The sequence below is a fragment of the Herbaspirillum sp. LeCh32-8 genome (genome assembly GCF_017814915.1).
Lineage (GTDB): Bacteria > Pseudomonadota > Gammaproteobacteria > Burkholderiales > Burkholderiaceae_D > Herbaspirillum.
This window is the reverse complement of sequence record NZ_JAGIPZ010000008.1, coordinates 151,812-177,636: the sequence shown is the minus strand read 5'-3', so window position 1 is coordinate 177,636 and position 25,825 is coordinate 151,812. Positions and strand designations below refer to the sequence as shown.

Annotated in this window: 19 protein-coding genes; 14 read left to right on the top strand and 5 right to left on the bottom strand. The window is 65.6% G+C overall.

Annotated features, from left to right (window positions below; all coding sequences use genetic code 11):
* Nucleotides 1-168: 168 nt before the first annotated feature.
* Both J8I26_RS15495 and J8I26_RS15490 read left to right on the top strand, forming a co-directional pair.
* Nucleotides 169-2,127 (top strand): alkaline phosphatase PhoX, encoded by a 1,959-nt coding sequence (locus J8I26_RS15495; protein WP_209608003.1) that lies wholly within the window; start codon nucleotides 169-171, stop codon nucleotides 2,125-2,127.
* Between the two features lie 162 nt (nucleotides 2,128-2,289).
* Entirely contained in the window at nucleotides 2,290-3,024 is a 735-nt protein-coding gene (locus tag J8I26_RS15490) for a hypothetical protein (RefSeq protein ID WP_209608002.1), read from the top strand.
* Here J8I26_RS15490 and J8I26_RS15485 read toward each other — a convergent pair.
* From J8I26_RS15485 to J8I26_RS15470, 4 genes are all read right to left on the bottom strand, one after another.
* Complete coding sequence (locus J8I26_RS15485; protein ID WP_209608001.1) at nucleotides 2,966-4,651, bottom strand: diguanylate cyclase; 1,686 nt, start codon at nucleotides 4,649-4,651, stop codon at nucleotides 2,966-2,968. The two genes, J8I26_RS15490 and J8I26_RS15485, sit on opposite strands and share 59 nt — an antisense overlap.
* A 175-nt stretch (nucleotides 4,652-4,826) precedes the next feature.
* The gene (gene recJ / locus J8I26_RS15480; RefSeq protein WP_209608000.1) at nucleotides 4,827-6,521 is read right to left on the bottom strand and encodes a single-stranded-DNA-specific exonuclease RecJ; all 1,695 of its coding nucleotides are present in this window, start codon (nucleotides 6,519-6,521) and stop codon (nucleotides 4,827-4,829) included.
* Complete coding sequence (locus J8I26_RS15475) at nucleotides 6,518-7,546, bottom strand: hypothetical protein (RefSeq protein ID WP_209607999.1); 1,029 nt, start codon at nucleotides 7,544-7,546, stop codon at nucleotides 6,518-6,520. Before J8I26_RS15475 ends, recJ begins: the two co-directional genes overlap by 4 nt.
* Before the next feature lie 396 nt (nucleotides 7,547-7,942).
* Nucleotides 7,943-10,063, bottom strand: coding sequence for an ATP-dependent helicase (locus J8I26_RS15470; RefSeq protein ID WP_209607998.1), 2,121 nt, complete (start codon nucleotides 10,061-10,063; stop codon nucleotides 7,943-7,945).
* Nucleotides 10,064-10,448: 385 nt separating this feature from the next.
* On the opposite strand from J8I26_RS15470, the gene J8I26_RS15465 reads away from it, so the two are divergent.
* From J8I26_RS15465 to pnuC, 12 genes are all read left to right on the top strand, one after another.
* A complete protein-coding gene (locus J8I26_RS15465; protein ID WP_209607997.1) occupies nucleotides 10,449-11,714 on the top strand; it encodes a lipoprotein-releasing ABC transporter permease subunit in 1,266 nt (421 codons plus the stop codon).
* A 4-nt stretch (nucleotides 11,715-11,718) separates the two neighbouring features.
* Nucleotides 11,719-12,414 (top strand): lipoprotein-releasing ABC transporter ATP-binding protein LolD, encoded by a 696-nt coding sequence (lolD, locus tag J8I26_RS15460; RefSeq protein WP_209608052.1) that lies wholly within the window; start codon nucleotides 11,719-11,721, stop codon nucleotides 12,412-12,414.
* Nucleotides 12,415-12,497: 83 nt separating this feature from the next.
* Complete coding sequence (locus J8I26_RS15455) at nucleotides 12,498-13,076, top strand: hypothetical protein (RefSeq protein ID WP_209607996.1); 579 nt, start codon at nucleotides 12,498-12,500, stop codon at nucleotides 13,074-13,076.
* A 74-nt stretch (nucleotides 13,077-13,150) separates the two neighbouring features.
* Nucleotides 13,151-14,323 (top strand): acetylornithine deacetylase, encoded by a 1,173-nt coding sequence (gene argE, locus J8I26_RS15450; RefSeq protein ID WP_209608051.1) that lies wholly within the window; start codon nucleotides 13,151-13,153, stop codon nucleotides 14,321-14,323.
* Nucleotides 14,324-14,650: 327 nt separating this feature from the next.
* Nucleotides 14,651-15,457 carry a TatD family hydrolase gene (locus J8I26_RS15445; RefSeq protein WP_209607995.1) on the top strand — a complete coding sequence of 269 codons (807 nt, stop codon included), beginning with the start codon at nucleotides 14,651-14,653 and terminating at the stop codon, nucleotides 15,455-15,457.
* On the top strand, nucleotides 15,457-17,943 hold the full coding sequence (locus J8I26_RS15440) for a DNA internalization-related competence protein ComEC/Rec2 (RefSeq protein WP_209607994.1): 2,487 nt from the start codon (nucleotides 15,457-15,459) through the stop codon (nucleotides 17,941-17,943). Before J8I26_RS15445 ends, J8I26_RS15440 begins: the two co-directional genes overlap by 1 nt.
* Nucleotides 17,944-18,046: 103 nt before the next feature.
* The gene (locus J8I26_RS15435) at nucleotides 18,047-18,871 is read left to right on the top strand and encodes an alpha/beta hydrolase (RefSeq protein ID WP_209607993.1); all 825 of its coding nucleotides are present in this window, start codon (nucleotides 18,047-18,049) and stop codon (nucleotides 18,869-18,871) included.
* Between the two features lie 163 nt (nucleotides 18,872-19,034).
* Entirely contained in the window at nucleotides 19,035-20,690 is a 1,656-nt protein-coding gene (locus J8I26_RS15430) for a CTP synthase (RefSeq protein WP_209607992.1), read from the top strand.
* A complete protein-coding gene (kdsA, locus tag J8I26_RS15425) occupies nucleotides 20,687-21,541 on the top strand; it encodes a 3-deoxy-8-phosphooctulonate synthase (protein ID WP_209607991.1) in 855 nt (284 codons plus the stop codon). The genes J8I26_RS15430 and kdsA overlap by 4 nt, the downstream gene beginning before the upstream one ends.
* A 127-nt stretch (nucleotides 21,542-21,668) precedes the next feature.
* A complete protein-coding gene (gene eno, locus J8I26_RS15420) occupies nucleotides 21,669-22,952 on the top strand; it encodes a phosphopyruvate hydratase (RefSeq protein ID WP_209607990.1) in 1,284 nt (427 codons plus the stop codon).
* A 58-nt stretch (nucleotides 22,953-23,010) separates the two neighbouring features.
* Complete coding sequence (ftsB, locus tag J8I26_RS15415) at nucleotides 23,011-23,412, top strand: cell division protein FtsB (protein WP_209607989.1); 402 nt, start codon at nucleotides 23,011-23,013, stop codon at nucleotides 23,410-23,412.
* A 100-nt stretch (nucleotides 23,413-23,512) separates the two neighbouring features.
* Nucleotides 23,513-24,130 carry a nicotinamide riboside transporter PnuC gene (gene pnuC, locus J8I26_RS15410; protein ID WP_209607988.1) on the top strand — a complete coding sequence of 206 codons (618 nt, stop codon included), beginning with the start codon at nucleotides 23,513-23,515 and terminating at the stop codon, nucleotides 24,128-24,130.
* 32 nt (nucleotides 24,131-24,162) lie between these two features.
* Here pnuC and J8I26_RS15405 read toward each other — a convergent pair whose 3' ends face one another.
* The gene (locus tag J8I26_RS15405) at nucleotides 24,163-25,776 is read right to left on the bottom strand and encodes a GGDEF domain-containing protein (protein WP_209607987.1); all 1,614 of its coding nucleotides are present in this window, start codon (nucleotides 25,774-25,776) and stop codon (nucleotides 24,163-24,165) included.
* Nucleotides 25,777-25,825 lie beyond the last annotated feature (49 nt).

Here is a 25,825-nt window from a genome sequence, read left to right as displayed (position 1 = left end):
CCTTGCATTATACAAGAGGAGAAGGGCGATTCGTCGGCCCGTCCGTCACAAGCCTGTCATTTTCGGCCGCTACCATCGCAGCGCTTTGCATGCCTGACAAAGCACTGACGGCCGGGCGCGCCACGGATGCTGCCTCGGCTGTTTTTCTATTGATATGGAGAAACATCGATGAGACAGCACCAGCAAGACGCCATCCAATCCCAATCGTCCTCCGAGACCCTGGCGCCGCAAGCCGGCCGCCGCAGCCTGTTGAAGGCGCTGGCCGCCGCGCCGCTGCTGCCGCTGACCGGCGGCGCCGCCGCCTTGCTGTCGGCCTGCGCCGCGCCGGGCGCGGGCAAGCCGTTCGCCTCGGCACGCTTCACCGGCATGCCGGCGCCGACGCTGGCCGATCCGGCCGCGATGGCCACCACCACCGTGGGCTCGGCGCTGGAAGTGGCGTTTGCCGACGGCAGCAAGCAGACCTACAAGCTGGCCTACCAGCCGTTCTTCATGACCGGCGACATGGTGCCGGACGGCCGCGGCTCCACCATCCTGGCCGGCGGCTACCTCGACATCAACAACCGTCCCATCATCGACCGCTCGGTGCCGGGCAGGGAGCGCCAGTTCTTCTCGGACTGCCCGGACGGCTCGTCGCTGCTGACCATGAAGGGCGCAAGCGTGCCCGGCGTGAAGGGCAATACGGTGTTTGCCGTGGTGCAGTTCGAATACACCACGCGCGACCAGAAGCAGGCCGCCATGTACGGCCAACTGCCGTCGCCGATCGCCGTGCTGACGCTGGACCAGGATCCGTCCTCGGGCAAGCTGTCGCTGGTCAAGTATCACAACGTCGACACCTCCCAGGTCCACGGCCTGTGGATCACCTGCGGCGCCAGCCTGTCGCCGTGGAACACCCACCTGTCGTCGGAAGAGTACGAGCCGGACGCCTCCGCCATCGCCGCCAACCCGCAGTTCAAAGGCTTCAGCCGCAACCTGTATGGCGACGAGACCCGCGCCAACCCCTACCATTACGGCCACCTGCCGGAAGTCACCGTGCATGCCGACGGCACCGGCTCGATCAAGAAGCACTTCTGCCTGGGCCGTATCTCGCACGAGCTGGTGCAGGTCATGCCCGACCAGCGCACCGTGCTCATGGGCGACGACGCCACCAACGGCGGCCTGTTCATGTTCATCGCCGACCGCGCCGCCGACCTGTCCTCCGGCACGCTGTTCGTGGCGCGCTGGGAGCAGGTCTCGGGCGTGGGCCCGGGCTCCGGCAAGCTGACCTGGGTCAAGCTGGGCAGCGCCACCAGCGAGGAAATCCGCGCCATGGCCGACCGCTACAAGGCGGTCGACATCATGGACATCCGCACCAGCGATCCGGCCGACGGCTCGTTCTCCAAAATTCCGTTCAACGGCAAGTTCAACTGGGTGCGCGTCAAGCCGGGCATGCAGAAGGCCGCAGCCTTCCTGGAAACCCACCGCTACGCCGCGCTGGCCGGCGGCAGCCTGGGCTTCACCAAGATGGAAGGCACCACCGTGAACGCGCGCGACAAGATCGCCTATTCCGCCATGTCCTACGTGCAGACCTCGATGCTGGACGGCTCCGGCCACATCAAGGTGCAAGGCCCCAAGGCCGGCGCGGTGTATGCGCTTAACCTGCGCGGCGGCCAGCGTGACGTCGCCGGCGCCGCCATCGACAGCGAATGGGTGCCGGTCGACATGGCGCCGCCGGCCGAGCTGGTGGGCGTGGACCTGAAGACGCCGGACGCCCTGGGCAACCTGGCCGAGCAGGATCGCATCGCCAATCCGGACAACATCAAGTTCTCCGAGAAGCTGCGCACTTTGTTCATCGGCGAGGACAGCGGCATGCACGTCAACAACTTCCTGTGGGCCTACAACGTCGATACCCGCGCGCTCACGCGCGTGCTGTCGTGCCCCTCGGGCGCCGAATCGACCGGCCTGCACGCGGTCGACGAGATCAACGGCTGGACCTACGTGATGAGCAACTTCCAGCACGCCGGCGACTGGGAGAAGGGTCTGCATGACAAGGTCAAGGACAAGCTCGATCCGCTGGTGCGCGCCAACTACAAGGACCGCTTCGGCGCGACGGTGGGGTACCTGACCGGCTTACCTTACACGAAGGCCTGACCCTCTGGTTTGCGGGCTTTAGCAGCGCAGCATGAACAACGGCGGACCGGATGGTTCGCCGTTGTCGTTTTGACGATGCGTTTGCAGATGCGTTTTCGGATTCTTTCGGTGAACGCAATCTGCTAGGATCAGTCCTATCAGCTTGCTCTCCAGTGCCTGCCGATGACAATAATCAAAACGAGACCGCAGTTCTTCCTGACGCTCTTATGCCTGGCCGCCGTGGCCGGCTGCGCCAGTTCCCCGGCGCCGCATGGCGAGGTCAAGGGCGCCTCGGCCAGTTCCGGCGAGATGGGCCAGTCCGACACCAACCGCGTCGCCACCCTGGCCATGCGCGACAACCTCGACGCCTTGTATCTGCTGATGGGAAAGCTCTATCGCCGCAACCCGGGCGAATGGAAGAAGACCGCCGCCACGCGCGAGGAGGCGGAGAAGAAAGTGAAAGACGCCATCGAGTTGCGCCAGCTTTGGCCCGAACTGCAGGGCAAGCGCGATATCGCCGCCATGGCGCTGGCCCTGTCGCCGGATTACAAGGGCGATCGGGTGGCCGCCTTCATCCACGCCACCGCCGACATGATCATCGTCGCCCACGGCAACAAGATCCAGTTCTACCTGGTCGACGGGCTGGATGCCCAGCGTCTCTACAACGCCGCGCGCAATGTGGAGATCGCCGCCTGGATCCTGGCCAGCAGGCGCACCGCCACGGGGGCGCCGCTATTGCTGTCCGACGAGATCGGCAGCGATGTGCGCAATCTCAGTTTCGAGCGGGAGTTCGGCAAGATCGTCGGCCGCCTCGACCTGTTGGCCGAGTTCGTCACCGAGAAATACCGCCGCGCCGGGATCAGCTATGTCCAGAACCTGCTGGGCGGCTCGTTCCTGCAGTTCCTGCCTGTGCGTTGAGGGGGAGGTGGTTGCAGCCGGCCGCCGGCGGCGCCAGCACGAAACAGCCGCGGCCGCTGGCCTTGGCGTCGTACATCGCCTTGTCGGCCGCCTGCAGCAGGCTGTCCGCGCCGCAGCACCCCTCGCACACGGCGATGCCGACCGATACCCCCAGATGAAACTGCGCCGACGCCAGCCATAGCGGCTCGGAGACCGCGGCGATGCATTTCTCGGCCAGCGCGCGCGCGCCGTTTTCCAGCGGTTCGCCCAGGTCGGTCGCCAGCAGCACGAATTCGTCGCCACCCACGCGCGCCAGCGTATCGCTGCGGCGCGCCACCTGGCGCAGGCGCCGCGCCACTTCCTGCAGCACCTGGTCGCCGGCCTTGTGGCCCAGTTTGTCGTTGATCGGTTTGAAGCCGTCGAGATCGAGGAACAGCACCGCGATGCCGCTGCTGAGACGGCTGGCGCGCGCCAGCGCTTCCTCCATGCGGTCGGCCAGCATGACGCGGTTGGGCAGGCCGGTCAGCACATCGTGGTGGGCCTGGTGCTGCAATTCCGACTGGTGCATCTTCAGGCGCGTAAGCAGGCCGTTGAAGGCCATGGTCAGGTGGCCGACCTCATCGCGCCGCACCACCGGCAGCGGCGACAGCGGGATTTCGCCGCGCGTCATCTTGTCGGCCAGCGCCGCAGCGCGCCGCAGCGGGCGGAAGAACCAGAAGTAGGCCAGCACCACCAGCAGGAAGATCCCGGCGCCCTGGATCAGGCCGCCGCGCGCAATCAGGGCGCGCATGCGATCCACCGTCGGCAGCGCCTGCGCCAGCGGCTGGCGCACCACTACGAACCAGGCGGTTCCCGGCACCGAGGCGAAGGCCCTGATCTCGTTCACGCCCTCGGCATTGGGGGCGATGCCGTTGCCGCGGTAACCCTGCATGGCGCTGTCCATCAGGCCGTCGGCGCCGGGGGCCGGCAGCGGCTTGAAGACCCGGGCGGGATCGTTGGAGGCGATCACCAGCCGGCGCGCCGGCGAGACCAGCAGGAAACTGCCGGAGGGCCCTAGTCGCGCCTCTTGCAGGTGATTGAGAAAGCCCGGCGCGTCCAGTTCGGTGGAGCCGCCCAGCACGCCGGCAATCTTGCCGTCGGCGTCCTTGAGCGGGGTCAGCATGGCGAGGATGGGATCCCTGGAGGCGGGGCTGGTCAGCGGTTCGCTGATCACGGTGGCGCCGCCCAGTACCTTGCGAAAGTCCGCGTAAGCGGCCAGCGACAGCGCCCGCCGCCCGCTGATGGTGGGGTAGTCGAGCACGATCAGGCCCTCGCCGTCGGCCACGAACAGGCCGCGCGCGAAGATGGGTTGCAGCTCCTGGCGTTCCCTGAGCCATTCGAGCAGGGCGGCGCGATCGTTGAGCAGGGGCGGCGGCACCTGGCTGGCCAGGCGCTCCAGGAAGTGGCGCCGCTCCAGGATGCGGTAGCCGATATCCTGCGCGAGGTAACTGGCCACGGTGCTTTGCTGTTCGGCGGCGACCTTGGCCTGGTCGTCCTCGAGGAAGTTGAGCAGGATGTTGTAGCGCACGATGGCGCTGGTGACAACGACGAAGACGCCGAACAGCACGAGGCGTGTGATGAGGCTGTTGCTGAAGCGCTTTATCTTCATCGACGAGGTGGTCTTGTTGTTGTGCCGGGAGAGCGGAGTCCCTGTTCTCCGCCCGCTGATCCGCTTTCGCTACTTTCTCGCAAAAGCGCCCCGGGTGTGCGTCATTGTGCCATCAGGCGGGAATTTTGTCGGCCTGATATGCCGTCTTTGCCACAACTTTCGCGTCTGATTCCCCTCAGGCCGGCTCGGCGTGCTCCACCATCAGCTGCACCGTGGTCTTGCCGTTGTACTCGTTGGCGTCCAGCCGGAAGGCCACGTTGGCGTAGTCGGGCAGGGCGTCGGCATGGCCGAACCAGATGGCGTCGTACTTGCGGCCGTCCTTTTCCAGCAGCAGCTTCAGGTGCTTTTCCTTGAGGATGCGCTGGTTCAGCACCTTGAAGGTGTCGCAGAACACCGGCGGGGCGAAGCCCTGGCCCCACACCTGCTCGTCCATCAGGCCGATGAACTGCACGGAGTAATACGCGTCCTCCAGCACGCCGTCGGTCTCGATCACGCGTTCCAGCTGGTTTTGCGTGAGCCAGTCCCGGCCGACCGCTTCGAAGGCCTGGCTGAAGGCGTCGAAGGCGTGGGCATGGATGGTCAGGCCGGCCGCCATCGCGTGGCCGCCGAACTTGGTCATCACCGACGGCGCATGCTTGGAGACCAGGTCCAGCGCGTCGCGCAGGTGGAAACCGGCGATCGAGCGGCCCGAACCCTTGATGAAGCCTTCGTCGCCCGGCGCGAAGGTGATGGTCGGGCGGTAGAACTTGTCCTTCAGGCGCGAGGCCACGATGCCGATCACGCCCTGGTGCCAGGACGGGTCGAACACCGCGATGGTGCGCCGGTCGGCCGGGTTGAAGTCGTCCAGCAGGTTCAGCGCGGTGTCCTGCATGCCGGCTTCGATGTCGCGCCGCTCGCGGTTGATGGCGTCGAGCTGCTGGGCGATGGCCCAGGCGCGACCTTCGTCGTCGGTGGTCAGGCATTCGATGCCCAGCGCCATGTCGGCCAGGCGGCCGGCCGCGTTCAGGCGCGGGCCGACGGCGAAGCCGAGGTCGAACGGTGTGGCGCGGCGCGCCTCGCGGCCGGCGGCGCGAAACAGCGCGGCGATGCCGGGATGCATCTTGCCGCTGCGCATGCGTTTCAGGCCCTGCGCCACCAGGATGCGGTTGTTGGCGTCCAGCTTGACCACGTCGGCCACCGTACCCAGCGCCACCAGGTCCAGCAGCGTGGCCAGGTTGGGTTGGCTGGCGGCGTCGAAGATGCCGCGCTTGCGCATTTCCGCGCGCAGCGCCAGCAGCACGTAGAACATCACACCCACGCCGGCCAGGTTCTTGCTGGGGAAGCCGCACTCGGGCTGGTTCGGGTTCACGATCACGCGCGCCTCGGGCAGCGTGTCGCCGGGCAGGTGGTGATCGGTCACCACCACGTCAATGCCGCGTCGCTTGGCTTCGGCCACGCCCTCGATGCTGGCGATGCCGTTGTCGACGGTGACGATGATGTCCGGCGCTTTCTCGCGCACGGTCAGCTCGACGATCTCGGGCGTCAAGCCATAGCCGTACTCGAAGCGATTGGGCACGATGTAGTCGACCTGCGCGCCCAGCATGCGCAGCCCGCGCAGGCCGACCGCGCAGGCGGTGGCGCCGTCGCAATCGTAGTCGGCCACGATCACCAGCTTCTTGCGCGCGGCAATGGCGTCGGCCAGGTACTGTGCGGCGGCGTCGATGTGCTTCAGGCCGGACGGGGCGATCAGCGAATTCAGCTCACTGGCGAGTTCGCGTGCGCTGGACAAGCCCCGCGCCGCGTACACGCGCGCCAGCACCGGGTGCACGCCCTCGGCGATCAGTTGCTCGGCTTGCTGGGGGGAATAGTTGCGGGTGGCAATGCGGATCATGCGGACAGCTTCGATAAAGAGGGTTTGAGCCAGAACTTGCGCAGCGTGCCGCGCGTGGCCGTGACCTGGGCCAGCCGGTCGGCGCCGCTCAGCACCAGGTGGACGGCCTCGAAGGCGCCGCCCTGCAGCGACGCCAGCAACGGCGCCAGCCACTCGCGGTCCAGCTCTTCCATGCGTTGCAGCCACAGGCCCCATTCTTCGGCCAGCGCCAGTTCAACCAGCGCATCGAGCACCAGCAGGCAAGGGCCGGCGCCTTGCGCGATCTCGGCTGCGCCGGCCTTGCCGGCCGGGCCGAAGGCGCGGATCCAGCCGTCCAGCCCGAAGCTGGCGGCGTAGGGCGATTGCACCGTGGTGGCGGCATCGGCGCCGCCCCACAGCCACATCGAATTGACGGCTTTGAGCCCGCGCATTTCGCGTTCCTCGTTCAGCGCCTCGGAGAACCATTGCATCTGCACTTCGTTTTGCAGCTTGCGCCAGGCCAGCTCACCCGGGCCTTCCGGCATCCAGATATCGATATTGCGTCCGCTGGCGGCGGCCGGAGTCGAGGTGCGCAGGCCGTGCCAGGGGTCGGCGCGCAGGAACCAGGTGCGGGCGTCGCCATAGACGATGTCATGGCCGATCTCGGTGAACAGCGACTCGGCCGAGGCGAACAGTTTCCTCGACTGATCCTCGTCCAGCGCCAGCTGGCCGACGTCGGTCAGGACCAGGTGGTCGCGCGCAACGTGGATGTGGGCCGGATGCAGCACGAACCATTGGCCGGCCGACGGCGCGTGGCCCAGGCTGCGCATCAGCGCGGCGGCGGCGGCCGGGCTGCTGTCGGGCTCGGCGCGCGGCAGGCCGAAACGCCGGGCCAGCCAGTGTTCATGCGGCAGCGCGCGCGAGAAGGGGTCGTGCGCCTGCACCGGCGCGGCCTTGCCGCGTCCCAGCAGCATCGCCAGCGCCGGCGCCTTGCACTGGCGCAGCAGGTCGCGCGCCAGTTCGGCCGGGGGCAGGGCGAAGGGGATGAGGATATCGAGTTGATTCATGGGGCGATATTTTAGCGGGTGGCGGCGCAGGCTGGCGGGATGGCTTGGCAAGCGGCGATGCGTTGCGGCAAACGACGCTGGGTCCCGGCCTGCGCCGGGACGACGCTGAGGAGGTAGCTTCAACCTCTTCAGATTCGCGTTTCTTCCGGGCTGTCGTTCCTGCGAAAGCAGGAACCTAGTGTCGTTCGTTGCACTTGTACCAGCGTGGTGAAGGCGCAATCTCCGCCAACGACGCTGGATCCCTGCTTTCGCAGGGACGACGCTGAGGCGGTGGCTTGAACCTCTTCAGATTCGCGTTTCTTCCGGCCTGTCGTTCCTGCGAAAGCAGGAACCCAGCGTCGTTTCGCGGTGATCGAAGCATGACGGACGTCCCGGATTCCGCGTCGTCAAGGCAACTCAGCTTTTCTTCCACGCATTCCTGGCACGCTGCCGTACCAGCATCTTCACGCTTTCCGGCACCGGCGTGCGCGCGCCGTTGGTTTCGGCCGAGAGCCATAGGCTGTCTTCGAAGTGCGGCAGCATGCGCGGCGTGACGAAGCGGCTGCGGATGGCGTTGACGTGGCGGTCGCCCTGCGGCGTCTGCTGGGTGATGTAGAAACGCTGCGGCACTACCAGGTGCAGGTGCTCCTTGGCGCGCGTCATGGCGACGTAGAGCAGGCGGCGCTCCTCGGCGATCTCGGCTTCGCTGCCGGTGGCGAGGTCGGACGGGATGCAGCCGTCCACCACGTTGAGCACGTGCACCGAGCGCCATTCCTGGCCCTTGGCGGAATGGATGGTGGACAGGGTCAGGTAGTCCTCGTCGCGGTAGGGCGGGGCCGAGTAGTCGCTGCTCGACTCGGGCGGATCCAGCGTCAGCTCGGTCAGGAATTTTTCGCGCGAGGCGTAGCCGCCGGCCAGCGCGGCCAACTGCTCGATGTCGGCGGCGCGCGCCGATGCGTCTTCATATTTGCGCTCCAGCTGCGGCAGGTACCAATCGCGCGCAGCATTGACGTCGGTCGGCCAGGGCTCGGCGGCCCGGCGCATCAGGGCGTAGGTGTCGGCGAAGGCTTGCCATTGCAGCGCGATATTGGCCGGTGCGGAGAAATTGAGCAGGGTGTCGGCCGGATCCTGGGCTGCCGCCATCAGGTCCAGCACCTTCTTGGCGGTGGCCGGGCCCACGCCCGGCACCAGCTGCAGCGCGCGAAAACCCGCCATGCGTCCGCTCGGATTGTGCGCCAAGCGCAGCAGCGAAAGCAGGTCCTTGATGTGGGTGCTCTCCAGGAATTTCAGCCCGCCGAACTTCACGAACGGGATGTTGCGGCGAACCAGTTCCAGTTCCAGCGCCGCGCTATGGGTGGCGGTACGAAACAGCACCGCCTGCGACTTGAGCGTCATGCCTTCTTCGCGGTGCGCCAGCACCCGGTTGGCGACCCAGCGCGCCTGCTCCACCTCGTCCGGGATCAGCACCAGTTGCGGCTTTTGCGAGGACGGCCGGTCGCTCCACAGGTTCTTGTGGTGCCGTTCCGGGGCGTCGGCGATGACGGCGTTGGAGGCGGCCAGGATGGGCTGGGTCGAGCGGTAGTTCTGCTCCAGCGTGACCACCCGCGCCGGCGTGGAGAACAGCGACGGGAAGTCGAGGATGTTGCGCACCGTCGCCCCGCGGAAGGAGTAGATCGACTGCGCATCGTCGCCCACCGCGGTGACGCCGGCGCCGCTGGGCTTCATGCGCTGGATGATCTCGGCCTGCAGGCGATTGGTGTCCTGGTATTCGTCCACCAGCACGTGGTCGAAGCGCTCGCCCACCAGGCGCGCGATCTCCTCGTCGGACAGCATGTCGGCCCAGAACAGCAGCAGGTCGTCGTAGTCCAGCACGTGCTGTTCTTCCTTGGCGTCGACGTAGCGCGAGAACAGTTCGGCCAGCTGCGGCTCCCATTCGCGGCACCAGGGGAAGTGGGTTTGCAGCACCTGGCCCAGGTCGTCGCGGGTGTTGACCGCGCGCGAGTAGATGTTCAGGCAGGTGGCCTTGAGCGGGAAGCGCTTGTCGGTGGCCGACAAGCCCATCTCATGGCGCAGCAGGCCGATCAGGTCTTCCGAGTCGCCGCGGTCCTGGATGGTGAAGTCGTCCTCCAGCCCGATCTGCGTCGCATAGTCGCGCAGCAGGCGCGCGCCGATGGCGTGGAAGGTGCCCGACCACTGTAGCTCGGGCGGGGAGGCGGAGGGCGACAGCTGCATCACTTGGCGGATCACCTGGCCGACGCGGCGGCCCATGTCGGCGGCGGCGCGGCGCGAGAAGGTCAACAGCAGGATGCGATGCGGGTCGGCGCCGTCCAGGATCAGTTTGGCCACGCGGTGCGCCAGCGTGTTGGTCTTGCCCGAGCCGGCGCCGGCCACGATCAGCAAGGGGCTTTGCTGCGCCGGCGCGCGCTTGCTGTCGTGCTCGACGGCGGCGCGCTGCTCGGCGTTGAGCTTGGCGAAGGGATCGGCGGGCGCCTCGCCGGCGGGCGACAGTTCTGGAGCGGGCGTGGCAAGTTCGGGCATGGACGGGATGGCGTACGGCGGGGCGGAAAGTCGGATACTGTATATATAACCAGTCCACCCCGCAATATATCCTGCGCGGCTGTTACCAAATGACCGCGAAAAGTTGTCGCCGGGGAAACGACGCCGTGTATCCCGGACCGGGCCAAGTGTAAGGACCGGTTTCACCGGCGAACCTCTGCAGCAAACCGCGCTCTATCCCGAACGGCAGGCAAGGCCGCGCGGGAAGGGACGCAGTGACGGAGCGCAGGGCAGCACGCGCCCGGGGATGGGCCGGCTCTCCATTCTGTGGCAAACTTCGCGCTTCGCCTGTCGGATCGCATCGGCTCGCGCCTGTCATTGCGACTGCGCCGAACCGACTTTCGTGGGTCCCTCTCTCGGAGCAATTTTGAGTCTGATTAAAAACCTGCCGTTCGAATGGCTGGTCGGCATCCGCTATACGCGCGCCGGCAAGCGCAGCGGCCGCAACAGTTTCATCTCTTTCATTTCCCTCATTTCCATGGCCGGCATTGCGCTCGGCGTGGCCGCGCTGATCGTGGTGCTGTCGGTCATGAACGGCTTCCAGAAGGAAGTGCGCGATCGCATGCTCTCGGTGCTGGCGCATATCGAAGTGTTCGATGCCTCCGGCGCCATGCGCGACTGGGAGTCGGTCGCCAAACAGACCTTCCAGAACAAGGAAGTGCTGGGCGCCGCGCCTTACGTGGCCGCGCAGGCCATGATGACGCGCGACGACAATGTGCGCGGCGTGCTGGTGCGCGGCGTGCTGCCGGACCAGGAGCCCAAGGTTTCCGACGTGGCCAAGCAGATCAAGCAGGGCAGCTTCGATTCCCTGAAGCCGGGCGAATTCAACATCGTGTTGGGCGGCGAGTTGGCGCGCGGCCTGCGCGTCGGGCTGGGCGACAAGGTCACGCTGATCGCGCCGCAGGGGCAGGTCACGCCGGCCGGCGTGCTGCCGCGCCTGAAGCAGTTCACCGTGAGCGGCATCTTCGAGGCCGGGCACTATGAGTTCGACTCGTCGCTGGCCTTCATCCAGATGCAGGACGCGGAAACCCTGTTCCGCCTCGAGGCCCCGACCGGCGTGCGCTTGCGCATCCGCGACATGCTGCAGGCGCCGCAGGTGACCCAGCAGCTGGCCAATACGTTGAGCGGCGACCTCTACCTGCGCGACTGGTCGCAGCAGAACAGCAACTGGTTCGCCGCGGTCAAGACCGAGAAGCGCATGATGTTCATCATCCTGACGCTGATCATCGCGGTGGCCGCGTTCAACCTGGTGTCGACGCTGGTGATGACGGTGACCGACAAGCAGGCTGACATCGCCATCCTGCGCACGCTGGGCGCTTCGCCCGGCTCCATCATGAAGATCTTCGTGATCCAGGGCGCGCTGGTGGGCCTGATCGGCACCGCCATCGGCGTCGGCCTGGGCGTGGCGGTGGCGCTCAACATCGACGTGGTGGTGCCGGCCATCGAGCGCGCGTTCCACGTGCAGTTCCTGCCCAAGAGCATCTATGTGATTTCTGAATTGCCGTCCGACCTGATCTGGTCAGACGTCTACACCATCGGCGGCGTGGCTGTGGTGCTGGCGTTCCTGGCGACGCTCTATCCGAGCTGGTCGGCCGCCCGCGTCAAACCGGCGGAGGCGCTGCGTTATGAGTAATGCGATGAACGAGATGAACCAGAAGGAAGCGGTGCTGGCCGCGCGCGGCCTGGGCAAGACCTTCACCCAGGGCAAGTACTCGGTGAAGGTGCTGCAGGGCATCGACATTGACGTCCATCACGGCGAGCAGGTGGCCATCGTCGGCGCCTCGGGTTCCGGCAAGTCGACCCTGCTGCACCTGCTGGGCGGGCTGGATACCCCCAGCACCGGCTCGGTAACGCTGCAGGGGCGCGACTTCGCCAGCCTGGGCGAACGGGTGCGCGGCGAGCTGCGCAATAAGACGCTGGGCTTCGTCTACCAGTTCCATCACCTGTTGCCGGAGTTCTCGGCGCTGGACAACGTGGCCATGCCGCTGATGATCCGCCGCATGAAGCGCGACGAGGCCCAGACCCAGGCGCGCGAGATGCTGGCCAGGGTGGGGTTGGACGCGCGTGTCTCGCACGTGCCGGGCGAGCTCTCCGGCGGCGAACGTCAGCGCGTGGCGCTGGCGCGCGCGCTGGTCACGCGGCCGGCCTGCGTGCTGGCCGACGAGCCCACCGGCAACCTCGACCGCGGCACCGCCGACAAGACCTTCGAGCTGATGATCGAGCTGTCGCAGACCTTGGGCACGGCGTTCGTCATCGTCACGCACGACAACGAACTGGCCGGCCGTTGCGGCCGCGTGCTGCGCTTGTCCGACCAGGGGCTGAAGCAGGACTGACTTTCGACAATCCAATCGCGACGGGGGGAGCGATGCATACAACTACAGCAACGACAATTCGAGCGGCGGCGCTGGCCGCTCTGATGTCCTGCAGTCTGACGGCACAAGCGGACACCTTGCGTGTGCAAGTGCCGGCCCAGTATGCCGACAACGCGCCGGTGATGGACCGCATCCGTGATGAGTGTGCGGTGGAGGAGATGGTAGGCAACTACGTCTTTCGCCATGTGTCGCGCAAGTATCCGGATGCGCTGCAGGCGTCCGACCCGGCCGAGCTGAATAAGGGGCGCGTGCTCAAGCTGACGATCTTGTCGGTGCAGGGTGTGGGCGGCGGCGGATGGAGCGGCGCCAAGGCTATCCTCGTGCACGGCGACCTGATGCAGGATGGCCAGGTTGTGCGCACCGCCGTGCAGCGTGATCATTCGCGCGGCGGCATGCTGGGCGGCATGCGCGGCACCTGTTCCATCCTCGAGATCGTCGCGGAGTCGCTGGGCAAGCAGTTCACCGCGTGGCTGGTGCGCATGGACGGCGTGCAGCCGTCCGCCACGCCGCTTGCTGCTCCCGCCGTCGTGACGCCGGCCGACATGCCGGCCGCTGCGTCAGGCGCACCTCAGGCACAGGCCGAAACGCCCGCGTCGGGCGGCAATGTCCAATCAGCGCCATAATGTCGGCTTGCGCCTTCGGCTTTGCTGCCGGGAACGGGCCTATCCTTTTTATTTGTTGAGTAGCAAGAATCATGATGAACACTCGCCAATGGCTAGAAATGCTGGTCGGCTTCGACACCACCAGCCGCAATTCCAACCTTGAACTGATCGCGACCATCCGCGACAACCTGGAGCAGCAGGGCGTCAAGTCCTGGCTGGCCCACAACAAGGAAAAGACCAAGGCAAACCTGTTCGCGACGCTGCCGGCCACGGCCGGCGCCAATGCCGGCTCCACTGAAGGCGGCATCGTGCTGTCCGGCCACACCGACGTGGTGCCGGTGGACGGCCAGAAGTGGGATACCGATCCCTTCAAGCTGACCGAGAAAGACGGCGCCCTGTATGCGCGCGGCAGCTGCGACATGAAGGGCTTCATCGCCACCGCGATGGCGATGGTGCCGGAGTTCCTGGCCATGCCGCGCGTCAAGCCCATGCACCTGGCGTTTTCCTATGACGAGGAAATCGGCTGCATCGGCGCGCCGGTGATGCTGGAGGAGATCGTCAAGCGCGGCATCAAGGTCGACGGCTGCGTGGTGGGCGAACCCACCAGCATGAACGTGGTGGTGGCGCACAAGGGCATCAACGTGTTTGCCTGCAAGGTGCACGGCAAGTCGGCGCATTCCTCGCTGACTCCGCAGGGCTGCAACGCCATCGAGTACGCGGCGCGCATGATCTGCGCCATCCGCGACTTCGCCGATGCCTACAAGGCCAAGGGCCCGTACGATCAGTTCTTCGACGTGCCGTTCACCACCATGACCACCAACCAGATTCGCGGCGGCATTGCGGTCAACACCATCCCCGAGCTGTGTGAATTCACCTACGAGTTCCGCAACCTGCCGGGCATGTCGGTGGCTGACATCCAGGCCCAGATCGACGCCTACGTCAAGGAAACCCTGCTGCCGAAGATGCGCGCCGAGTTCGCCGATGCCCGCATCGAGATCGACAACTTCGCCGGCAGCCCGGCGCTGGAAGCGGCCGAGCAGGCGGCGATCACCGAGCTGGTGCGCGCGCTGACCGGCGACCGCGAGACCCGCAAGGTGGCCTACGGCACCGAAGCCGGCCTGTTCCAGCAGATCGGCATCCCGACCATTGTCTGCGGCCCCGGCGACATCGGCAACGCCCACAAGCCCAACGAGTTCGTGACGCTGGACCAGATGGCGCGCTGCGAGCAGTTCCTGCGCAAGCTGGGCACCTCGCTGCAGACCGCGTAAGCGAGCGCGCTTACAAAGGTCAGGAAAAAAGGACGCAAGCGATTGCGTCCTTTTTGTTTGCATGATGCGGCCTCGTGCAGTCTCTGGTTAAATTCGGTTTGCGTCGTTCTTTACCTTTGTTAAGAGTTGCAAGTGGCCGTTAAACGGTAAACTCCCGCTGCTGAACCCGGTATGAAACCGGGTATGCTGCATAAAAACAATGCGCTTCGGGGGAAGCGATGTCAGCCCGACAATGGCTGCTGAGTTGCCCTCGGCGCGTGCGCCGCTCCTTTCACGACAGGGCGGCGTTTGACCTGAACCCGGCTATCACGACTTACCAGCAAGCACATGTGGGTTGACACGCACTGCCATCTCGACGCCGGGGAATTCGGCGGCCACTCAGCCTCCGTCGCCGACGGCGCGGCGCAAGCCGGCGTGCGCGCCATTGTGATCCCGGCCATCGCGCGGGTGAATTTCGGCACGGTGGCGCAACTGGCGCGCGAAGTGGGCAACGGCGTCTACGCGCTGGGCATCCATCCGCTGTACGTCCCGACCGCGAAAGAATCCGACCTTGATGCTCTGTGCAGCGCTATCGAGGCGGCGCTGCACGACCCCTTGTTCGTCGGCATCGGCGAGATCGGCCTGGACTTCTTCGTGCCGGCGCTGAAAGAGCCGCCGCTGCGCGAGAAGCAGGAATTCTTCTTCGCCGAGCAGCTGAAGCTGGCGCGCGACTTTGAACTGCCGGTGCTGCTGCATGTGCGCCGTTCGCAAGACATCATCCTGAAGCACCTGCGCCGCATCCGCGTGCCCGGCGGCATCGCCCACGCCTTCAACGGCAGCTTCCAGCAGGCGCAGACCTTCATCGAGCTGGGCCTGCACCTGGGCTTCGGCGGCGCCATGACCTTCCCGCGTTCGCTGCAGATACGTCGCCTGGCGGCCGAGCTGCCGCTGTCTTCCCTCGTGCTGGAGACCGATGCGCCCGATATCTCGCCGGCCTGGCGCCATCCGGATGCCAATACCCCGGACCAGATCCCGCGCATCGGCGAGGTGCTGGCCGAACTGCGCAACATGCCGGTGGACGAGATTGCCGCCGCCACCACCGCCAACGCCCTGGCGGCATTGCCGCGGCTGGCGTCTTCCGGGTTGACGCTCTGATGCGCAGCCTGATCATCGGCTTTGCCATCGGCATCGGGTTGCTGCAGATGCAGGGGCATCTGCCCGGGCTGGAATGGTACGCCGCCGGCCTGGTGCTGGCCGCGCTGCTGGGGTTCACCGCCTGGAAGTTCTGGCAACCCTTCCTGCGCGTGCCGCTGCTGGTGACCTGTGGGGCGTGGCTGGGCTTCCTGTGGGCGGCTTCTTTCGCGCACTACTTCCTGGAGCAGGAGCTGCCGGCGGCCTGGGAGGGCAGGGACGTGACCGTGATCGGCACGGTGGCCGACCTGCCCGATCACACCGCGCAGGGACTGCGTTTTCGTTTTGATGTCGAGCAGGTGGTAATGCAGGGCGCGGTGATACCGCCGGTGCCGCCGCGCATCCTGCTGGGCTGGTACAGCAATCGTCGGATGCAGGCGCCGGTGGAGGATGGCGAGCAGGCGGCGCCTGCGCGCGAGATTTTGCCCAGCGTGGAGCCCGGCGCGCGCTGGAAGCTGACGGTACGCCTGAAGCGCCCGCACGGCAATGCCAATCCGGACGGCTTCGACTATGAGGTCTGGTTGCTGCAGGACGATGTGCGCGCCACCGGCTACGTGGTGGGCGCGCCGGCGCCGGCCAATGCGCCTGCAAGCGCCACCAACCGGCGCATCGATGAATTCGTGTGGACGCCTTCGCACGCGGTTGAATACCTGCGCGGCTGGCTGCGCGACCGCATCCTGACGGCGTTGTCGGGCGAGCCCTATGCGCCGGTGATCGCGGCGCTGGTGATGGGCGACCAGCGCGGCATCAGCCAATCCGACTGGACCATCTTCAATCGCACCGGCATCGGCCACCTGGTGGCCATCTCCGGCCTGCACATCACCATGCTGGCGGCCTTGTGCGGCGGGTTGGCGAGCTGGCTGTGGCGGCGCTCCTTCTTCACCGGGGCCCAGCTGCCGCTGCGCATGCCGGCGCAGAAGGTGGCCATCGCGGTGGGCATGCTGACGGCATTGTTCTATGTGCTGCTGGCCGGCTTCGGCGTGCCGGCCCAGCGCACCCTGTATATGCTGATCGTGGTCGGCATCGCCTTCTGGCGGGGGCGGCTGGTGCGCGTGTCGGTGGTGCTGTGCCTGGCGCTCGGGCTGGTGCTGCTGCTCGACCCGTGGTCGCTGCTATGGCCGGGCTTCTGGCTGTCGTTCGGCGCCGTCGGCTTGCTCATGTACGGCACGGTGGGGCGCATGCAACCCAGATACGCGATGGAGGCGGCTTCCCGCAAGCAATGGTGGGAGAAGCTATGGCAGGCCTTGAAGGAGGGCGCGCGGGCGCAATACATCATCACGCTGGGACTGGTGCCGCTGACCATGCTGCTGTTCGGCCAGTACTCGCTGGTGAGCCCCCTGGCCAACGCCGTGGCGATCCCGCTGGTGGGCCTGCTGATCACGCCGCTGGCGCTCTTGGGCAGCCTGATGCCGGCCTTCCTTGCCCAATATGCATTGCAGGTGCCGCATGCCTTGCTGGTCTGGCTGGCCGATTTCCTGCAATGGCTCAACGCCATGCCGTTCGCGGTGTGGCAGACGCCGTTGCCGAGCTGGTGGATGTTCCTGCTGGCGCTGGGCGGCACCATGCTGGTGCTGGCGCCGCGCGGATGGCCGGCGCGTTGGCTGGGCCTGTTCGGCTGGTTGCCGCTGATCCTCAATGCGCCCACCGCGCCCACCGACGGCAGCATGCGGGTGACCGCCTTTGATGTCGGGCAGGGCATGGCGCTGCTGGTGGAGACGCCCACCCACCGTCTGCTGTACGACACCGGTCCGTATTATTCGTCGCAGTCCGACGGCGCCAGCCGGGTGATCCTGCCTTACCTGCGCGCGCGGGGCATCGACCATCTGGACCGGGTGGTGATCTCGCACAACGATAACGACCATTCCGGCGGCGCGCAGTCGCTGTTCCACGGCATGCGGGTCGATAGCGTCTATTCTTCCCTGGCGGAGAGCAGTCCCATCCTGCGCGGCGCGCCTGCGCATACGCGCTGCGAGGCCGGGCAGTCCTGGAACTGGGACGGCATCGGCTTCACCATGCTGCATCCCACGCCGGAGATCTACGCGAGCGACAAGTGGAAGCCCAATGCCCGCAGCTGCGTGCTGAAGGTGCAGATCGGGCGCCAGTCCATCCTGCTGGCCGGCGACGTCGAGGCGATGCAGGAGAAGCAGTTGCTCAACAGCGCGGCGGCCGAGCAGCTGCCGTCCACCGTGCTGCTGGCGCCGCATCACGGCAGCGGCACTTCGTCCACCGAGCCTTTCCTGCGGGCGGTGCATCCGGAGCTGGCGATCTTCCAGGTCGGCTATCGCAACCGCTTCAACCATCCCAAGCCAGAAGTCTACGAACGCTACCAGCGGCTGGGCATCCGCCGCCTGCGCACCGACGCCGCCGGCGCCATCGTCATGAGTCTGGGCGACCAGCTGGCCGTGGAGACCTACCGCCAGGAGCATCCGCGCTACTGGTACGGCCGCTGAACGCCCATTTTTTGAGCGCATTTCGCGATCCGGGAAAATAGCACGCTCGCGGCTGCCGCCGTTTTGCTATGCTGCCGCCACAGCCTTTCCTGCCTTGCATTCCATGAGTTCGTCCAGCCTGCCCATCCTGCATTTTGCCCATGCCAACAGTTACCCGGCGGGCACCTACGGCATGTTCTTTGAACAACTGCGCCGCCGCTATGACGTGCGCGCGTTGGCCATGCATGCCCATAACCCGCGCTACCCGGTCGATGACGGCTGGCGGCAGCTGACCCAGGAGCTCATCGCCGAGCTGGAGCAAAGCTACCGCGAGCCGGTGATCCTGGTGGGGCACTCGCTGGGCGGCATCTTGTCGCTGATGGCGGCGCGCAAGCGACCGGATCTGGCGCGCTGCGTGGTGTTGCTGGATTCCCCGGTGGTGGCGGGCTGGCGCGCGCAGGCGCTGCGCCTGACCAAGTTGCTTGGCTACGAGAGCAAGCGCTCGCCGGCGGTGGCCTCGGTCAAGCGGCGCAACGCCTGGCCGGACATGGAGGCCGCTTACCAGCATTACGCCGCCAAGGCCATGTTCGCCGCCTGGCCGCAGCGCGTGCTGCGCGACTACGTCGAGCACGGCATCGAGCCGCAGGACGGGGGCGGGGTGCGCTTGCGCTTCACGCGCGAGGCCGAGACGGCGGTCTACCGCACCATTCCGCACCATCTTGGCAACCTGGCCCGCCAGCCGTACCCGGTGCCCATCGGCTTTGTCGGCGGGGTCGACTCGGTCGAGTGCCGCATGGCCGGCCTGGGGGCGACCCGGCGCCTGGTCGGCCGGCATTTTCGCCAGATCCCGGGCGGCCACTTGTTCCCGATGGAAGCGCCGGGAGCGGCGGCCGACGCCACCTGCGAGATGATCGCCGGCCTGCTCAGGGAGCGGGCGCCGCAGAACTAAGCCGACCGCGCCCGGTCAAGACGGGGAGCCCCGCTGCGGTTCGTGTTTTTTCCGTGCAAGTTTCACCGGGGCGAGACACTTATCGATCGCGGGGATTAAAAATACGAGCGCTTTTGGGGTATAATTTGAATTTCCCGCATGTGCCGTCCGGCACTCATCTGTAATGACCAAGTTTGTATTTGTCACTGGCGGCGTCGTGTCTTCCCTGGGTAAGGGGATTGCCGCCGCATCCCTGGCTGCCATCCTCGAATCGCGCGGCCTCAAAGTCACCCTCCTCAAGCTCGATCCCTATATCAACGTCGACCCCGGCACCATGAGCCCGCTGCAGCACGGCGAAGTGTTCGTGACCGACGACGGCGCCGAGACCGACCTCGACCTGGGCCACTATGAGCGCTTCATCTCCGCGAAGATGAAGAAGGTGAACAACTTCACCACCGGCCAGGTTTATGAATCGGTGATCCGCAAGGAGCGCCGTGGCGAATACCTCGGCAAGACCGTGCAGGTGATCCCGCACATCACCAATGAAATTCAGGAATTCATCCATCGCGGCGCCGAAGGCTTCGAAGTTGCCCTGGTGGAAATCGGCGGCACCGTCGGCGACATCGAGTCGCTGCCGTTCCTGGAAGCCGCCCGTCAGTTGAGCCTGCGCTCGGGCCGCAACGCCACCGCCTTCGTCCACCTGACCCTGGTGCCGTTCCTGGCATCGGCCGGCGAACTGAAGACCAAGCCGACCCAGCACAGCGTGCAAAAGCTGCGCGAAATCGGCATCTTGCCGGACGCGCTGCTGTGCCGCGCCGACCGCCGTATTCCCGACGACGAACGCGACAAGATCTCGCTGTTCTCCAACGTGCCGGCCGACGCCGTGATTTCGGTGTGGGACGCAGATAGCATCTATAAGATTCCGCAGATGCTGCACGACCAGGGTTTGGATACCATCATCTGCGAAAAACTGGGCCTGTCGCCGAAGGCGGCCGACCTGTCGATGTGGGACAAGCTGATCGACGCGCAAAACAACCCGTCGCACGAAGTGACCATCGGCATGGTCGGCAAGTATGTCGACCTGACCGAGTCCTACAAGTCGCTGACCGAAGCGCTGCGCCACGCCGGCATCCATACCGGCAGCCGCGTGAACATCGAATACCTGGACTCGGAAGAGATCGAAGCCAACGGCACCGACAGCCTGGCCAAGTACGACGCCATCCTGGTGCCGGGCGGCTTCGGCAAGCGCGGTGTGGAAGGCAAGATCGCCGCCGCCCGTTATGCCCGCGAAAACCAGGTGCCTTACCTCGGCATCTGCCTGGGCATGCAAGTGGCGCTGCTGGAGTATGCGCGCAACAAGGCCGGCCTGGCCAAGGCCAACTCGACCGAGTTCGATCCGGATACCGAGCAGCCGGTGGTGGCGCTGATCGACGAGTGGCAGAACCACGACGGCAAGGTCGAGCGCCGCGATGCCAACTCCGACCTGGGCGGCACCATGCGCCTGGGTGCGCAGACCTGTGCCGTCAAGCCGGGTACGCTGGCAGCAGAAATTTATGGGGATAGCGTGACCGAGCGTCACCGCCATCGTTACGAAGCAAACAACTTCTATCTCGGCCGCGTGGAAGAGGCCGGCATGGTCGTGTCGGCGCGTACGCCGTCCGAAGACCTGTGCGAAATCATGGAACTGCCGCGCGCCGGCGAGAACGCTCACCCGTTCTACATCGGCGTGCAGTATCACCCGGAGTTCAAGTCGACCCCGCGTGACGGCCACCCGCTGTTCATTTCGTACATCCGTGCCGCGTTGGCCCATCACGACGCAGTCGCAAAGGGCAAAGCATGAAACTCTGCGATTTTGAGGTCGGCCTCGACCAGCCGTTCTTCCTGATCGCCGGCACCTGTGTCATCGAGTCGGAGCAGATGGCGCTGGACACTGCCGGCACCCTGAAGGAAATCACCGGCGAACTGGGCATTCCGTTCATCTACAAGTCGTCCTTCGACAAGGCCAACCGCTCTTCGGGATCGTCGTTCCGCGGGCTGGGCATGGAGAAGGGCCTGGAGATCCTGGCCAAGGTCAAAAAGGAAATCGGCGTGCCGGTCCTGACCGACATCCACGAGATCGACGAGATCAAGCCCGTCGCCGCCGTGGTGGACGTGCTGCAGACCCCGGCCTTCCTGTGCCGCCAGACCGACTTCATCCGCGCCTGCGCGCAGTCGGGCAAGCCGGTCAACATCAAGAAGGGTCAGTTCCTGGCGCCGCACGACATGGTCAACGTGATCGACAAGGCCCGTGCCGCCGCCAAGGAAGCCGGCCTGCCGACCGACCAGTTCATGGCCTGCGAGCGCGGTGTGTCCTTCGGTTACAACAACCTGGTATCGGACATGCGCAGCCTGGCCATCATGCGCGAAACCGGCGCGCCCGTGGTGTTTGACGCCACTCACTCGGTGCAGCTGCCGGGCGGCCAGGGCACGTCTTCGGGCGGCCAGCGCGAATTCGTGCCGGTGCTGGCGCGCGCCGCGATCGCCACCGGCGTGTCCGGCGTGTTCATGGAAACCCACCCGAATCCGGCCGAAGCCAAGTCGGATGGTCCCAATGCCGTGCCGCTGGCGCGCATGAAGGATTTGCTGGGCACGATGATCGACCTCGACCGCATCGTGAAGAAAGCAGGCTTCCTGGAAAACAATTTTTCCTGATCGCACATCAAACGGCTGCCGCCCGGCGGCCGTTTGATTATGAGAGGGTGCAGCAATGCGCTCTCCGTCGCCGGGCCGAATGCCCCGCGTCCGCCAACAATTTTTAAAACCTCGATGGAGATCTGGAATGAGTGCAATCGTTGATATTATCGGCCGCGAAGTGATCGACTCGCGAGGCAATCCCACCGTGGAATGCGACGTGCTGCTGGAGTCCGGCGTGCTGGGCCGCGCCGCCGTGCCGTCGGGCGCCTCCACCGGTTCGCGCGAAGCAATCGAGCTGCGCGACGGCGACAAGAGCCGTTACTTCGGCAAGGGCGTGCTGCAAGCCTGCGAAAACATCAATACCGAAATCTCGGAAGCCATCATGGGCCTGGACGCCAATGAGCAAGCCTTCCTGGATCGCACCCTGATCGACCTGGACGGCACCGAGAACAAGAGCCGCCTGGGCGCCAACGCCATGCTGGCGGTGTCGATGGCCGTGGCCAAGGCCGCCGCTGAAGAGTCGGGCCTGCCCCTGTACCGCTACTTCGGCGGCAGCGGCTCGATGCAGATGCCGGTGCCGATGATGAACGTCATCAACGGCGGCGCGCACGCCGACAACAATCTGGACATCCAGGAATTCATGATCATCCCGGTGGGCGCACCGAGCTTCCGTGAAGCCCTGCGCTACGGCGCCGAGGTGTTCCACACCCTGAAGAAGATCCTGCACGACCGCGGCCTGGCCACTTCCGTCGGCGACGAAGGCGGCTTCGCCCCCAACGTCTCCAGCCACGAAGAAGCGATCAAGCTGATTATCGAAGCCATCGAGAAGGCCGGCTACGAGCCGGGCACCCAGATCGCGCTGGGCCTGGATTGCGCCGCTTCCGAGTACTACAAGGACGGCAACTACCACTTGGCCGGCGAAAACATGGTGCTGACCCCGGCCCAAAAGACCGGCCTGCTGGCATCGTGGTGCGACAAGTACCCGATCATCAGTATCGAAGACGGCATGGCCGAGAACGACTGGGCTGGCTGGAAGCTACTGACCGAAACCCTGGGCAAGAAGGTGCAGCTGGTGGGCGACGACCTGTTCGTCACCAACACCAAGATCCTGAAGGAAGGCATCGACAAGGGCATCGCCAACTCGATCCTGATCAAGATCAACCAGATCGGCACCCTGACCGAGACCTTCGCCGCCATCGAAATGGCCAAGCGCGCCGGCTACACCGCCGTGATCTCGCACCGCTCGGGCGAAACCGAAGACTCGACCATCGCCGACATCGCCGTGGGCATGAACGCGCTGCAGATCAAGACCGGTTCCATGTCCCGTTCGGACCGCATGGCCAAGTACAACCAGCTGCTGCGTATCGAAGAAGACCTGGGCGACATCGCCACCTACCCGGGCCGTTCGGCGTTCTACAACCTGAAGTAAGAAGCGAGCGGCGCGTGCTCCTCACCCGATGCATGCGCCGCACTGAGAGCTCCCGGCTATGCGCCTGATCATCCTGTGTCTGACCCTCCTGCTGGTACTGATTCAGTATCCGCTTTGGCTTGGCAAGGGCGGCTGGTTCAAGGTCTGGGAGCTCGACCGTCAGGTCCAGCAGGCGCGCAAGAAGAACGATGAACTCAAGGAGCGCAACGCCAAGCTGGCTTCGGAAGTCGACGACCTGAAGCAAAGCAAGGGCGCGGTGGAAGAGCGTGCGCGTTTCGAGCTGGGCATGATCAAGCAGAACGAAGTGTTCGTTCAGGTGATCGATGCCGCCTCCGGCAAGCCGTTCTCGTCGCCCAATCCGAATCCCTTCATGCCTGGTTCCGGCCAGCCCAATAGTGTCTCCGTGCCTGCCGTGGCGCCGGGCGGGGCATCTGCGACGCCAGCCAAGCCGGCGCGTTAGTCCGTCATCGGGAGCAGGCGGCTGCCGACGCCGACCAGGCCATCGCTAACGCCGCAGTTTTCTTTCCGCAGTTTCCACTTTCCTCATAGAACCCAGCCGAATGTCCATCGATACGCCGCTGTCGCTGTTCGGCCTGTCCACCACGCCGCTGGAGCTGGTGTCCTTCCTGCTGTCGATGCTCACCGTCTGGCTCAATATCCGCCAGAACCACTGGGCCTGGCTGTTTTCCATCCTGGCCTCGCTGCTGTATGCGGCGGTCTTTGCCGATGCGCGCCTGTACGGCGACGCCGGCCTGCAATTCGTGTTCGTGGCGGTATCGGTCTGGGGCTGGTATCAGTGGCTGCGCGGCGGCGAGCAGCACCGGCCGCTGCAGGTGTCGTATCTTGACCGCTCGGGCTGGATGCGGATGGCCGCGGCATGGGGGCTGGGTTTCCTGGTGCTGTCCTGGTTCCTGCGCCGCTACACGGACACCGATGTGCCGCACATGGACGGCTTCCTGACGGCGGGGAGCCTGGTGGGGCAGTTCCTGCTGTCGCGCAAGAAGATCGAAAACTGGCTGGTCTGGATCGCGGTGGACGTGCTCTACGTCGGCCTGTATGTGTACAAGCATCTGACGCTGACAGCGCTGTTGTACGCCTTGTTCGTGGTGATGGCGGCGGCCGGTTGGCGCAGCTGGCGGCGATCGGAAAAACGAGGCCGGGACAGCATCCCGGCCTGATCAGCGGAGATCGGCTCGCGCCGCGCCCGGGTTCAGGCGTCGGGGGCCGGCAGTAGTGCTCCAGGCGCCGGCGGGTCGGCAAACACGATGCGGTTCTTGCCGGCGTTCTTGGCCTTGTACAGGGCTACGTCGGCGCGCTTGACCAGATCGGCCTGGCCCTCTCCCTTGTAATGCACCGCCACGCCGGCGCTGAAGGTGATCAGCAGGCGCTGGCTCTCATGCATGAAGATGCGTTTGGTCAGCTCGCGCTGCACGCGGGTGATGATCTGCACCGCATCTTCCGGTTGGGTTTCCGGCATCAGCACCAGGAACTCCTCGCCGCCGAAGCGCGCGATCACATCCAGCTTGCGCAGCGTTTCCTTGATCACCTTGACCATGTGGATCAGCACTTCGTCGCCGGTCGCGTGGCCGTGGGTGTCGTTGATGCGTTTGAAGTCGTCCAGATCGAGCAGGGCGATGCACAGCGGCGTCTCGCGCCGCTCGGCGTTGGTGATTTCGCGGTCCAGCGATTCGTCCATGCCGCGGCGGTTCAGGCTGCCGGTCAGTTGGTCTTCGCGCACCAGTTCGCCCATTTGCACCAGCTGGTTTTCCAGCGCGTGGATGCGCGCCTCGGCCTTCTCCACTTCCTGGCGCGCGCCTTCCATGGCGTCGCGCGAGCGGGTGGCTTCTTCCTGCGCGGTCTGGGTCTCGCGCATGATCTCGTTCAGAACCGAGTTCAGGTCGCTGATGTTGCCGGCCTGGCTGATCTGCTGGGAGAAGCCGCTGATGGTCTTCTGGTAATTGTCGGTGGTGGAGACCATCGCCGAGAGCCTGTCGACGAAGGTCAGCATCATGTTCTTGACCACCACCTTTTCTTCGGACAGCGTGTTCTTCAGCAGGCCCTGCTTGTAGATCACTTCCTTCAGGTTCTTGGTGGCGTCGGCCAGCGAGGTCTGGCTGATCGGGCCGGTGATCAGGCTCTGCACCGTCTCGATCTGGCTGGACAGCCAGGAGCCCTGTTCCAGCAGGCCGTTGATGTTTTCCAGCAGCAACTGGAACAGGCGCATCAGCAGCTCCTGCTGCTGCGCCATGTCGTCGGTTTTCAGTTCGATCTGGAAGCTCAGTTGCTTCACGCGCGCGGTGACCTCGTTCATGGCCTGCTCGGAAAAGGCCATCTTCATGTCCTGGCCGCTGGAGCGCGATTCGTTGGCCAGCTCCGGTGCGTTTTCCAGCAGCGAAGGCAGGTTGAACACCAGGATGCGCGCCAGCACCTCGCGCAGCATTTTTTCCTTCTTGCTGTCGCGGATGAATTGCCGCTCCAGGTCCATCGGCACCAGCTCGCCGTGCGGCACCGCCGGGCGATTCTGCCAGTGCTCGTCGGCGAACTGGTTGAGCATGCGTTCGTATTCCAGCCAGTCGCCGTTCTCCTGGGCGCGCACCAGGCGCGTGCCGAGCAGGCCGTTTTCGCCCGGTTGCTTGGCCAGCTTGTTGGCCAGGTTGGCCAGCAGCGCCTCCGTGCTCAGCCCGGGTGGGCCGTCGCCGTCCTGGATTTCCTCATAGGCGATGCGATAGGCCTCAGGCGTCGGCGCGATGCGGCGCATGCCGAGCCGCTGGAAAGCCTCGCGGGCGATTTCGACGGGAGTGAGCGTGGACGGTTTCTTGGACATGCCGGCTGACAATATTGATTGGCTTGTTCGTATCGATGCGACACGGGGT

Coding starts and splice junctions, on each gene's coding strand:
- J8I26_RS15440 (WP_209607994.1), top strand. CDS start 15,457: ATGCGCAGCCTGATCATCGGCTTTGCCATCGGCATCGGGTTGCTGCAG.
- J8I26_RS15485 (WP_209608001.1), bottom strand. CDS start 4,651: ATGAAGATAAAGCGCTTCAGCAACAGCCTCATCACACGCCTCGTGCTG.
- lolD (WP_209608052.1), top strand. CDS start 11,719: ATGAACGAGATGAACCAGAAGGAAGCGGTGCTGGCCGCGCGCGGCCTG.
- J8I26_RS15475 (WP_209607999.1), bottom strand. CDS start 7,546: ATGAATCAACTCGATATCCTCATCCCCTTCGCCCTGCCCCCGGCCGAA.
- recJ (WP_209608000.1), bottom strand. CDS start 6,521: ATGATCCGCATTGCCACCCGCAACTATTCCCCCCAGCAAGCCGAGCAA.
- J8I26_RS15405 (WP_209607987.1), bottom strand. CDS start 25,776: ATGTCCAAGAAACCGTCCACGCTCACTCCCGTCGAAATCGCCCGCGAG.
- J8I26_RS15435 (WP_209607993.1), top strand. CDS start 18,047: ATGAGTTCGTCCAGCCTGCCCATCCTGCATTTTGCCCATGCCAACAGT.
- J8I26_RS15455 (WP_209607996.1), top strand. CDS start 12,498: ATGTCCTGCAGTCTGACGGCACAAGCGGACACCTTGCGTGTGCAAGTG.
- J8I26_RS15495 (WP_209608003.1), top strand. CDS start 169: ATGAGACAGCACCAGCAAGACGCCATCCAATCCCAATCGTCCTCCGAG.
- J8I26_RS15470 (WP_209607998.1), bottom strand. CDS start 10,063: ATGCCCGAACTTGCCACGCCCGCTCCAGAACTGTCGCCCGCCGGCGAG.
- J8I26_RS15445 (WP_209607995.1), top strand. CDS start 14,651: ATGTGGGTTGACACGCACTGCCATCTCGACGCCGGGGAATTCGGCGGC.
- ftsB (WP_209607989.1), top strand. CDS start 23,011: ATGCGCCTGATCATCCTGTGTCTGACCCTCCTGCTGGTACTGATTCAG.
- pnuC (WP_209607988.1), top strand. CDS start 23,513: ATGTCCATCGATACGCCGCTGTCGCTGTTCGGCCTGTCCACCACGCCG.
- eno (WP_209607990.1), top strand. CDS start 21,669: ATGAGTGCAATCGTTGATATTATCGGCCGCGAAGTGATCGACTCGCGA.
- J8I26_RS15490 (WP_209608002.1), top strand. CDS start 2,290: ATGACAATAATCAAAACGAGACCGCAGTTCTTCCTGACGCTCTTATGC.
- argE (WP_209608051.1), top strand. CDS start 13,151: ATGAACACTCGCCAATGGCTAGAAATGCTGGTCGGCTTCGACACCACC.
- J8I26_RS15430 (WP_209607992.1), top strand. CDS start 19,035: ATGACCAAGTTTGTATTTGTCACTGGCGGCGTCGTGTCTTCCCTGGGT.
- kdsA (WP_209607991.1), top strand. CDS start 20,687: ATGAAACTCTGCGATTTTGAGGTCGGCCTCGACCAGCCGTTCTTCCTG.